At 58.6% G+C, this 10,255-nt stretch carries 10 protein-coding genes; 4 read left to right on the top strand and 6 right to left on the bottom strand.

Features of this window, described 5'->3' with window-relative positions:
- Positions 1-263: 263 nt before the first annotated feature.
- Positions 264-1,172: a BRCT domain-containing protein gene (locus tag NKJ12_RS27595; protein ID WP_352706406.1), complete on the bottom strand. Its 909-nt coding sequence runs from the start codon at positions 1,170-1,172 to the stop codon at positions 264-266.
- 244 nt (positions 1,173-1,416) lie between these two features.
- A complete protein-coding gene (locus NKJ12_RS27590) occupies positions 1,417-1,860 on the bottom strand; it encodes a Y4lK-related protein (protein WP_352706404.1) in 444 nt (147 codons plus the stop codon).
- An 80-nt stretch (positions 1,861-1,940) separates the two neighbouring features.
- Here NKJ12_RS27590 and NKJ12_RS27585 point away from each other — a divergent pair, with 80 nt between their 5' ends.
- Positions 1,941-2,441 carry a hypothetical protein gene (locus tag NKJ12_RS27585; protein WP_352706402.1) on the top strand — a complete coding sequence of 167 codons (501 nt, stop codon included), beginning with the start codon at positions 1,941-1,943 and terminating at the stop codon, positions 2,439-2,441.
- Here the strand turns inward: NKJ12_RS27585 and NKJ12_RS27580 are convergent.
- The 4 genes from NKJ12_RS27580 to NKJ12_RS27565 all read right to left on the bottom strand — a co-directional run bounded on the left by NKJ12_RS27580 (position 2,384) and on the right by NKJ12_RS27565 (position 5,365).
- Positions 2,384-2,926 carry a HEPN domain-containing protein gene (locus NKJ12_RS27580; RefSeq protein ID WP_352706400.1) on the bottom strand — a complete coding sequence of 181 codons (543 nt, stop codon included), beginning with the start codon at positions 2,924-2,926 and terminating at the stop codon, positions 2,384-2,386. The two genes, NKJ12_RS27585 and NKJ12_RS27580, sit on opposite strands and share 58 nt — an antisense overlap.
- Before the next feature lie 24 nt (positions 2,927-2,950).
- Complete coding sequence (locus NKJ12_RS27575) at positions 2,951-3,460, bottom strand: hypothetical protein (RefSeq protein WP_352706398.1); 510 nt, start codon at positions 3,458-3,460, stop codon at positions 2,951-2,953.
- 337 nt (positions 3,461-3,797) lie between these two features.
- Positions 3,798-4,613, bottom strand: coding sequence for a nucleotidyl transferase AbiEii/AbiGii toxin family protein (locus tag NKJ12_RS27570; RefSeq protein WP_352706396.1), 816 nt, complete (start codon positions 4,611-4,613; stop codon positions 3,798-3,800).
- The gene (locus NKJ12_RS27565) at positions 4,610-5,365 is read right to left on the bottom strand and encodes a type IV toxin-antitoxin system AbiEi family antitoxin (protein ID WP_352706394.1); all 756 of its coding nucleotides are present in this window, start codon (positions 5,363-5,365) and stop codon (positions 4,610-4,612) included. The genes NKJ12_RS27570 and NKJ12_RS27565 overlap by 4 nt, the downstream gene beginning before the upstream one ends.
- A 567-nt stretch (positions 5,366-5,932) precedes the next feature.
- On the opposite strand from NKJ12_RS27565, the gene NKJ12_RS27560 reads away from it, so the two are divergent.
- From NKJ12_RS27560 to NKJ12_RS27550, 3 genes are read left to right on the top strand one after another with little or no spacing between them, the layout of a single operon-like run.
- Positions 5,933-7,348 carry a hypothetical protein gene (locus NKJ12_RS27560; protein WP_352706391.1) on the top strand — a complete coding sequence of 472 codons (1,416 nt, stop codon included), beginning with the start codon at positions 5,933-5,935 and terminating at the stop codon, positions 7,346-7,348.
- The gene (locus NKJ12_RS27555; protein WP_352706389.1) at positions 7,338-7,985 is read left to right on the top strand and encodes a phospholipase D-like domain-containing protein; all 648 of its coding nucleotides are present in this window, start codon (positions 7,338-7,340) and stop codon (positions 7,983-7,985) included. Before NKJ12_RS27560 ends, NKJ12_RS27555 begins: the two co-directional genes overlap by 11 nt.
- A gap of 41 nt (positions 7,986-8,026) precedes the next feature.
- A complete protein-coding gene (locus NKJ12_RS27550; RefSeq protein WP_352706387.1) occupies positions 8,027-9,919 on the top strand; it encodes a phospholipase D-like domain-containing protein in 1,893 nt (630 codons plus the stop codon).
- The last annotated feature ends 336 nt before the right edge of the window (positions 9,920-10,255 follow it).

Here is a 10,255-nt window from a genome sequence, read left to right as displayed (position 1 = left end):
GCCCCCTGCGGAAGGAGGCATTCGATGCTGGGGCCTTTGCCGTGCCAGATCAGTCGCCGAAGCAATTGAAGCGAATGGCAATGAAATCCCGCACCGCGTCGCGCAGGCTTCCGTTACATTGGCTACAATGCGGCTAGAAGCTTCATAGCCACCTCTGGGGGATGTGACTAAGGACCCCTGTTCTTATGGTCAGTGGCCGGATTCGAACTTTATCCGGAGTCCGAGTGTCCAATGGATGTGTAGATTGAGCTTCCAGAGGATGGTCAGAGATCCAACGCCTTGGCTAGCATCGGCTCTAGAACTAGATCTGGCCGACCTCCCTTTTGGCGAAGCTCCATAGCTTTGATGATCTTCGTGCCTTCGTGGCTGTGCTTCCAGTCCCGAGATGCTTCGGCCGCGACGACGAGGTAGTCGGTCCGGCCGCAGACGGTCTCCTTCCAATCACCACCGCGTTCGAAAATCATCCCGGCGATTACCTTTCGAGGACCGATTACGAATTTTCCCGTAAGGACGAACATCCGGTTCGGAATCACGAACTGGCTTGCATCCTCCAAGGCGCCGTCAATGACACCTACGTTGCCGAAGGTAGCCAGCCCCGTGTCTGTCGCGCTGTCGCCGACAAGACGCGAAATCCACCCGCATATGTCTTCAGCCTCCTCGGCGGTTATGCGACCGTCTGCGATGGACCTTCTGGCGGCATCTCCGAGAGATGCCACGCGGCTATCCTTCAGCAGAACCACACTCGACTCCAACCTGGTCAGCAGTTTTTCGACCTCTGTCGGTGTGATGGAGTTGTCGCAGGCGATGCCGGCACAGAACCCGTAGAACTCGTTGACTTCGTCCTTATCATTGGCGACCGCAAACTCCCGCGAGCGTATGCCGATTATTGTTTCAAGGACGGCGTAGACCTCCTCCGGCGCGTCATCCCAGATGTCCAGATCGCGGATGAGTTCGGCAGCATCATCGTCGTGAAGAAGGGACAGGAACTGTTCAGCTTCGGCCCTGAGGGGCGGCATCTCCGCTCGCTCGACCCGCTCGCTGGCCATCACGCCCTTCAAGAATCCGAGCCAATACCCCAACGCCTTGCGGTGATTTGCCTGCCCATGGATTCTACCGAGCGCGGGCCCCTCGTGTTCGAGTGTACCACTCCCTTTACGGAACAATTCAACCATTGTCGCCCCCCTCGACTGTATAGATTTCTATTGTGTATCAGAAGTCAAAACCTTCATCTATCCGCCGGCCAAGACAACGCGTGTGGCCGAAGCCGAGTTCCGCTGTTCGTGATCCCAGTTCCTGAGCGGCCGACGAAAGATGATGCTCTGGACCCACCAGGGATCAGCCAGCCCGAAGTCCCCGGAGCGGCCGACGCTGCTTTGTCCCTAGCGCAGTCGTGCTCGTCCTCAAGGGACGCTCCGCTCAAGCCCTTGCGGACTGCGCGCGCCAGCGCTTGACGGGACGCGCGACGGCGGCTCCGGGGATCAGGCTTGGGTTACAGACCCGCCTCGGCGGGAAACTGGCGGGATCATTGCTGCGAAGGCGATCATAGGCCCGATTAGGGAAGGTCAAGGTCGAAAAGCGCTTACTGGGCGCTTCCGTTCTCCGACCAATGCGAGACCCCGAGCCGGGGTCAATGTACCGCCCGATGGTTCGCAAGTAGGCGACGATCTCAGTCAGCAGAAAATCGCGATCGCCAAATTCTTCACCTATGCGCTGGAGTTCATCCTCCGCCGCCACCATTTCCTCGATGTCGCCTAGGCAATAGTTGAAATGACCGATGGCACAGATGTCACAGCCGGCCTTGATCACTCTGTCTACGAAGGCAGGAATGTCGCTTGCCTTCATGAGTCGCCTGTCTGCCATTTTGAGGGTCTCTCCTCACGTGCCTCCCGTCTTATTATCAATCACCGCGTGCACTGGCAAACTGCGTGGTTGTACAGGCTATGCGCCGTGATCTGCATCCGGCAGCAAATTCTTCGGCAGGAACCTTCGATTGCATCTGCCGAATTCTCGCGTATTCTGCGGCTGCGCATGTGAGCACAAGGTGGCGCCTGGCGCTTCGACGAGCCACCCCTTCAAGAACCAGCGTCGGCATGGCGACCGAAAGTGCTGAGGCAAGAGACCGCCATTCCAAAAAGGAAACATTCGTCATGGATACCCATGCCGTTATTGCGTCCCTGCCAGTCGCCGGGGCCGACCGGGCTGTGCTAATTGAGACCGCAAATGCCGCGTTCGAAAGGATTATTGAGCGGATCGAGCCGGCCAACGAGGAGCTAACTCGCACCCTTTGGGATGCCGAGTCTTATGTCGATAATGAAATCACCGCAGACATGTTGCCGATTTCACGGGACGAGGCTGCGTACCTCGTCGACGTGTTCCTGGTGCATCATGTCATTGGATTAGCTGTCGCAGCAGACGAGGAGGCCGTTGAATCCTGGCCTTGAACCTCGCCGGAGGCAGCTGGGTCTGCCTGCTGTGATCTGGCGGGTAGCGCGAGCAATGCCGTGACCTTTGCCGCCACCTCTTCAAGGGTGGCGGTGAGGCGGTTTATCTGCGAGGCGGTGGCGGCCAGTTCCGGGCCGTAGCGGGTGACGAGATATTCCCGGTTCTGGCTCAGGGACTGGAGATGCTTGGCTGTTTTCGCGCGAAGGCGCAGGCCCGCTTCTAGGGCGTGCTCCGTGCGTCTCGACAGGTCGTGCTGCAGTTTTCGGACCTGATTGGCATTGTGCCCACGGTGCAGCAAAAGCGCGGTCAGGTAGAGTTCGATCGCATGGATCGCCGCCAATCGGAACGGCGCTCTGGTAAGCGGCTTTCCGGGTCGGCCGAGTTGAAGCAGGTGGTTTGCCGCCTTGCGGTATTCCTCCGCCAGCTCGTGAACCTGCTGCGTGGATGCCAGCTCACCGGGATATTTGCGTTCTTCAATCGCCATATAGCGTGTGCCATTTCCTAAGAGCTATAGCCGCAAGTTGATCAGTAACAATAGCAAGAGGCCGGCAAAGACCCACGCTGCAATCCGTATGGAGGACGGGAGGCCAACCGTTTGAGGGTCCGCGGCTGACGGTCGGTGATCGGGTTGAGCCTGAACAATCGGGTCAGCCAAGTCTTTCGGACTTGCATCCCTATCAGTCCACTCCTCCGTGTCTTCCGCAGCCGCGACGTGGCCACCGTCGGCCTGCCCCTCGGCGTTGCCCGTGCCGTGTATTTCGCCCGCTGTCCCCTCCGGCGTTCTCGGTGTCGCCTTCGAAAGATCGGCCGCATGGCGAATGTTGAGCTGTGCGTATTGCGCTCGACCGAGGCGCGGAGGATCGATCTCGCACTCGGGCGGAATCTCGATCTTCTGGGCGTTTTTGTCGGCCAGTATCTTGATCCGGTTTGCTGAGGTCGATGGCGACCAATCGGAATAGAAGCCGGGCACCCGACCCACAAAGAATAACACCTCCTCCAAGGCAGAGCTGGCGACCATCTCCGCATACCGTGCAAATCTGTCTGGGCGCACGAACAGGTAGAAGCCAGTGCAGTCGGGCGTGGTTTCTTCGCGGAAATTGATCTCCGAGGTATAGCTTACGACACCCCAAAGCCACGCATTGTTCCTGCTCGTCGTCGACGGCGGATGGAATTATCGAAAGACTGATGTCTGTAATTGTCCGGTCGGTTCCGAACATCGAGTAGGAGGGAGGCCGTGCCGCGCCGAAAGGGTGCACTTTCGCAGATATGCTCTGCATCGCGATCACAGTGTTGATCTCGTCGTGGGGCGCACCCCGAGGCGATGCATTCCTTGTCGCCAATCTCGCTTGGCATAGTTACGAAGCGCCCTTCCACGGCTCACCAGCAAGCCGCTCAATCAACGCGGCGCCGACGGCATCGGCCGCCGCCCGTAAATCCCAGGAATATCCGGTCGCGAGGAGCGGACTGATATCGGCGGTAAACTGCGGATCAATGAGCTTCTGATGCATATTCTGCTCGAACAGGGCGCGCGTTATGGTGTGCCCGCCATAGTCCATGTAGGCCGCAAAGGTCTCGACGATGCGGCCGGGATCGACCCCGTCATGCGCAAGGGCGACCGCCAGGTCGAACAGATCGCGGCCTTTCTTGCGCTGATAGAGCGCGCGCAGCTTGGTGCCGAGAAGCTCGTCCAACTCGTAGGTCGGTATCTCGCACGCGCCTTCGAACCAGCGCGACGAGACGCCGAACGGCATCTGCTTGAAGCCGTGAACGGCGAAGTGTTCGCGCGAATTGATTTCGACCTTCAGTCTCATCTTGATCGGCGGCGCATCCTCCGACGAAAATCGGTAAACGAAGGTTACGCGGCCTTCGGTCTGCTTCCAGCGCGGCGTGCCGAGCCAAGGGTCAAGCACCGACCGGAGGGCCTCCATGACCGGCCCCGCCGGCTCGGCACGCATCTGCACGAGGTCGATGTCCTCGGAATAGCGCGCGGCCGGTTTGAGGTAGAGTTTGTAAAGCGCTGTGCCGCCGCGAAACGCCAGCGCTTCCGATAGCACGGGATGGGAAAATATCTCGACCAGCGCCCGGCAGATAACGAGGTCCTGCTCGACCTGGATGTCCTGAACCCAAGGGGCCTGTGACCGCCACTCGGTTATGTAGTCGCGCGGGATCACAGCTCGGCCTCCACGTCGGCGTTGATGTCGAGCTTCCAGTCTTCATCCCGTTCAGCGCCCTTGGCCTCCGCTGTAGGCAGCAGGACCGTCGCCTGCCGGGCATGTTTGCGGACATAGGATTTCAGTGCCTGCACGGGAGCGCCGGCCTCGACCCGCTCCAGCAGATATCCCAGCCGCTGCGCCCACGGGACAGGCGCTGTCTGTGCCGCGGCTACAAGCTTGTCGGGGTCAAGATTGTCGGCGAGTTCGCCGAGAATGGTCGCGACCTGATCAAGGCCGCCGACATGGTTGTAGTAGCCGACAAGATCGACGGCCGTCGCCTCGGGCGTCGACACGAGAACCGTGCCGCGCGGCGTATTGAAGCTCTGCAGGGGAATCGCGCTGATGTTCTTGCGCATGACGAAGGCGACGCGTACCGCGCCGCAGGTGATCGGGCGGCGGCTTTTGGCCACCATCACCTGGTATTCCTGCGGGCGGTGATGGGCCGCGCCGTGAAACTGGGCAGCCGACAGTAGGCCCGTATAGTAAGACAGGCCCAGCCGTTTCATCAGCGCGGGAATAAACTGCTCGGCGGGCAGACAGCCGAGAGAGTTATATTCCGGAGGAACGATGACGTAGAACCCCCGGGCTGGGGAAGCGATCAAGCCTTGCTTCGCAAGCCGGTTCAGGGCCAGCTTGGCGGCATCGGCAGACACGCCCAAAGCGGACTGGGCATCGGCAGAGCTGAAATGATAGTGACCGCCGGCGGCCAAGCGGGAAATATAATCACGAGCATGCAGGCGCGATTCTGATTTCATATGCATAAAGTATTATTTTTTGATACGTTACGCAATTGATTTGGAGACGACGAATGGGGCGGCAGCACTCGGCCATCCCCGAGAGCGAGAGGGTCCTGCCCGGCCAGAGGATTCGCGCCACCCGGAAAATCCCCGCCTATGGACAGACAGGCGGCAGGGATCGTTTCTTGGCAGCGGTTTGCCCCTTGCCAATCCGCGACGCTTCTTGGATTTGTAGTGCGTTGATTAATTGATAAGCTGATTTGAATATCAGGGTGGATATGGCAATGATTGCGGGGGGCATGATTTATGCAGATAGAGACGGCGTGGGTTAAGCCACCACTACAGATTGGAGGGCTTGATCATCTAGCTGTCCAGGCGCCCTGCATAAGCATATATGGACGGCTGCTCCCTGGCATCACTAACGTTACGGACAGAGCGCGATACTATTCTTTCTACCCTTGGCTTATATGGGCTCTCGACAAGGCCGGCCACCGGGAATTCAATGACGCCTTCATCGAGCGTTTTCGCCGGGCTGACTGTTTGTTCTGTCTTATCGCGCATCGCCATGCCGCTGTATGCGGCGGCGATGCTGACGATCATGCTGCAGCAATGGTGGGTAGTGATACTCTGGCAAGCGTCGTGCGGTCGCTGGGGGCCGACGGCACAATCCATCTGTCCGACTTCTCACTGCGGTCGGGGGCCAAGAAGCGATATTTCGCGAGTGATCTGGGTGGGCTCGGACAGTATTATCTCGGAGTCTTAAGAGAGCTTTCGATTATCGACGGCGATGCGTCCGCTGGGGTCCGCTATACTAGGCAAGTGGGGGCTGTCATCGCTGAACGAATGGATGCCAGCGTCAATCGACCGCTTTTCATGAAAGCGGTCGATGCCGACTTGGTTACCGCGTCGGAGCTGGATGCTCTACATGGCTTCTGCCCCTGCCAGCTTTGCAACAGTCCGGGTGAGCAGAAGCTCCTCGGCGAGCTGTTCTTTGTTAGGGATCGTTTCCACGACAGCGAGGCGCTGCCGCGCCGCCGGTCGCTGCAATTGATATTGCAGCTTGCCGACCTTCTTTGTGCCCACGGTCAACAGCTCTCCGAGACGGCGTTTCGTGCTTGTACTTATGCGTGCAGCCTGCCCGGAGGCGAGCCGTGGACTATCTCTCCCGAATTATCCGGTACCCATGAGAAATGGGCGGTCTACGCTCGCAACGAGCTGCTCTCGGTTGCGGTGCAGGGGCTATTTTACGCCTTGCTAGATGCCTACGAAGCATCGACTCTTCGCTTCGATGCGAGCGCAGACATCGCAGACTGGTTCACGCAGCAATTTGAAGTTCTTGAAGCGTTGGAGGCTCTGGGACCGCAGAAGTCATTTTCGGAGTGTGTCGCGGACAGCAAGGCGTGGCTGCCCGACCTTACGCGCTGGAACGAGCAAATGCATGAAGTGCAGCTGACCGAGCGCATCACGTCGCTCTCACGGGCCAGCAAGTCGCCCCAGAACCGCAGAGAGATAGTTTTGGCTGCGCTGCGAACGCTGATTGCACTCGCAAGCAGGGCCGATCCTACCGATCGGCATTACGCCGACCTGGTGTTTGAGCCGGACTACTTCCGCTATTACCCGATTAATCTGGAGTCGTTTGCCCGCAATGCCACGGGCATTTGGGCCTCAACGACAATTCACGATGTGCTCCGGTGGCTCTTGATCAACTGGGGCCTGGAGATGCACCTACGCGTGGCCCTAAGAAAACTTCGCAGCCAGTCGCAATCTACATTCAGAATACGCCCTTCTGATCGCGGGATGGAGGTCATTGCAATCCCGCCGGCTGTTCACACACGGCCTCGTTTCAATCAGGCTGTCCGGGTGCTCAAGGACATTGGCGCGCTTGAGAGAACCGCGTCGGGTTGGCAGCCCAGCATGCTGGGGCGCGCGCAGCTGGAGCTTACGGATGCTCCCTAAAATCTCGCTGATGGAGGAATTGAAGAAGGGGGGTTACGAAGCTTCGCTGACGACGACCTACAATGCGTATTTGCCCTTCTATGAAGAGGTGGTGCTGCGCCGGTTGGTCAATGCCGGCGTACGGCACAACGTCCTTCTAATGGATGCTCAGCAATATGCGGCCTCTTTGACGGTCCACCCGCCCCGACTTGCCGGCCGTCAGTACAGCCTTCTACCGGTGAGGGTTCCGGGCGCTTTTCATCCAAAGCTGGTTTTTCTGACGGGCAAGACCAAGGGAGCGATCCTGATCGGCAGTCACAATATGACCCTTGCCGGCTTCGGGTTTAATCGCGAGATGACAAATCTTGTGCGCATCCAAGGGGACGATGACGGTTCAGGGATAGCGCTTGCTCAAGCAGTCTGGACGGAAATCGAATACTGGCTGGACGCATTCACGGATGGCATCCCCGATCATGTCCGGGCTATGACTCGACGTGTGAAGGAGTTCGCCCCTTGGATGAATGCGGCGGCGCTTCCTGATAGAGGCTTCTTGCCTCTCGTCCGGGAGGGGAATCCCTATGGCAACAGTTCACCGCGCTGCTGGGGGGAGAAACTGCCCAGATTTCGATCGGCGGGGCTTTCTTCGATCAAAAGCTGAACTTCCTCCGTCGCGTGAAGGAGGAGCTGCAACCGGGAAGGATGACTGTAGCCGTCGATCCCGGAACCGTGCAGATGCCCGTTCGCGCTCATAATCTTGAAGGGGTATCCTTTGTCCGGGCTGACGGACTTGGTTGTGATGAGAACTCGGAAAGCCGGTATCTCCACGCCAAATTCGTTCTGGCAGAGCAGACCGGCGGTGCCTCCGTCTTTGCATCGGGTAGCGCGAACCCCAGTCGACCCGCATGGCTCGCCGACAAAGACAGCGGCAACGTCGAGCTGGTGCTCGCCCGCGTTGGCGATGATGCTCTGCTGACGGCAAATGCACTCGGATGCGGGGACATTCGCAACCTACCGGCGCTTACCACGGAGGACTGGGACGCCATCCAGATCAACCAGGCGCAGGAAAAGGACACCTCGTCCGCAGGCGTTCGCAGCGGCGTTGCGCTAGCCGAAGATACGCGCGTCCTCTTCGACATAAGCCTGCTGAAGGCTCTTGAGAACCTGGCTTTCACGTTGAACGCTCCTGATGGGAGCGAAATCTGCCAGGCGGGTAGGCTCACCGTCGAAGACGGTTTTGCGGTTCTGGATTTTGCGGCCCGTGACATCGATAAGGCCACTACACTCCACGGCATCATTGCAGGCGGCGTCGTGTTGAAACTTATCCTCCATCATGCTGGCATGGTAGAGGAGCAGGCCCGAAGCGGAACGCAGCGGCGCTTCAAGGAAGCTCTGCTCAGCCTGGACAGCGATACTCCTGACATCGCACTACTCATTCAGTGCATTGATAAAATCATATTTGACGAAGAGAACGCCCCCGACCCGACCCAGCAGCTAAGGAAATCAGGCTCGCGCAGTACGGATGAGCCAAACGAATCCGATGTTCCTGAGACGCTGGTCATCGATGTGAGCGAGATGAAGAAGCGCGGCAAAAAGCGGCGCTTGGAACATTCTAGCGACTTTGCCTATCTGCTCGATGCCTTGATCTTCCACTTACGCATGCAGGAGGAAAGGTCGCACGAAGAGACCGATCGGTTTGGCCGCACTGAAGAAGAGCAGATTGGCGCTGACGACGATCCCGATGGCCAGATCACGAATCTTACGTCCGCAAAACAAGCTGATCTGCTTCGCATTTGTCATTCGAAGGTACGCACTATCATCAACAGGATGGTATCGCAGTTGAAAGCCCTCTCCGCAGGAACGCAACCCCTTACAAAAGTATTGGTACGCTTGTTGGGCGTGCTGGCCGTTCTTCGAGAACTGCGAACGTGCGATGGGCGTGTCGCCTGGGTCGCAAAAGGCACAACCACAGTTCCGCGGGATCAGCGGCTGCGTCTCCTGGAGGCAGTCATGTTGAATCTCTTCGAACGAGACTCCTCAATGTCCAATACGTCGCTGCTCAGCCTCGAACCACTTGGAGAGGATTTTCGGGATAGCGACGACGTGGCGCGGCTCAAGGGCTTGCTGCTTTGGCTGGCTTGGGACTGCGGACTGACATTGAATTTGCAGAAGCCTTTCAGGGAGAACCCTGAAGCAGGCGAGCAGAGGCTGAAACAGAATGCGATGATTCTTGCGCTCGCACAGATCATCCTTTCAGACGAAGCGGTGATCGATGAAGCACGTCAGAGCATCGGAGGCCTAACCTCAATCGAACTGGATTGGCTAAAGGATATCCAGCGATTGAGCGACGACTGCGCTACGCATCGCGGGAATGTACCGGCACTGCGACAGGGAGAGAATGCGGAAGCCGGCGACATCGCGTTCCATCGAACAGCCCAGGACTGGATTGTTCGAATGGTTGCGGGCCGCAACGGCAATAAAGTTTCCCTTATTGCGCTGAGGGAGGACAAGCCCCGCCTCGTCTACCGGGCCGAACATCTGGCTGTTGCGCAGCTCGCGTCCTGGAACTCATATCTCGAAGTCAAGCAGGGATAGGCATTGCTTCATCTTTCGTCCCTTGTTAGGCCGAAACGCGGCGACGGCTCGATCTCGAAGATTTAGCCGCGCTCGCTGGTGCCCTATGCGTGGTTGTATAGATGCGCTCGCTCGCCTCGCTCGCTGAGCTTCGCCGACGAACGGAAGAAGCTCGTCGGCGTTCGCCCAAGCGATACCCTCCGGCGAAGGCCGCCTTGCGAGAGGACGGCACGGTAGCGAGGCTGCGCTCTTAAGGTCGCCCTTACGAGCGAAGTTAGCAGCACAGCATGAGCCATGTGACGTTATTGACCGGGCCTGAGCGTCGTCGTCGTTGGCGTGAAGAGGATCAGTGCCGGA

Origin of the sequence: Mesorhizobium sp. M0195, assembly GCF_040322115.1 — a bacterium.
GTDB lineage: Bacteria > Pseudomonadota > Alphaproteobacteria > Rhizobiales > Rhizobiaceae > Mesorhizobium.
The sequence above is the reverse complement of the archived record's forward strand: the minus strand, read 5'-3'. Positions and strand labels throughout refer to the sequence as shown.

What these genes read in the sequence shown, in the direction of transcription:
- NKJ12_RS27555 (WP_352706389.1), top strand. Translation starts at nt 7,338, where the DNA reads ATGCTCCCTAAAATCTCGCTGATGGAGGAATTGAAGAAGGGGGGTTAC.
- NKJ12_RS27580 (WP_352706400.1), bottom strand. Translation starts at nt 2,926, where the DNA reads ATGGCGATTGAAGAACGCAAATATCCCGGTGAGCTGGCATCCACGCAG.
- NKJ12_RS27595 (WP_352706406.1), bottom strand. Translation starts at nt 1,172, where the DNA reads ATGGTTGAATTGTTCCGTAAAGGGAGTGGTACACTCGAACACGAGGGG.
- NKJ12_RS27590 (WP_352706404.1), bottom strand. Translation starts at nt 1,860, where the DNA reads ATGGCAGACAGGCGACTCATGAAGGCAAGCGACATTCCTGCCTTCGTA.
- NKJ12_RS27585 (WP_352706402.1), top strand. Translation starts at nt 1,941, where the DNA reads ATGCGCCGTGATCTGCATCCGGCAGCAAATTCTTCGGCAGGAACCTTC.
- NKJ12_RS27550 (WP_352706387.1), top strand. Translation starts at nt 8,027, where the DNA reads ATGACTGTAGCCGTCGATCCCGGAACCGTGCAGATGCCCGTTCGCGCT.
- NKJ12_RS27575 (WP_352706398.1), bottom strand. Translation starts at nt 3,460, where the DNA reads ATGGTCGCCAGCTCTGCCTTGGAGGAGGTGTTATTCTTTGTGGGTCGG.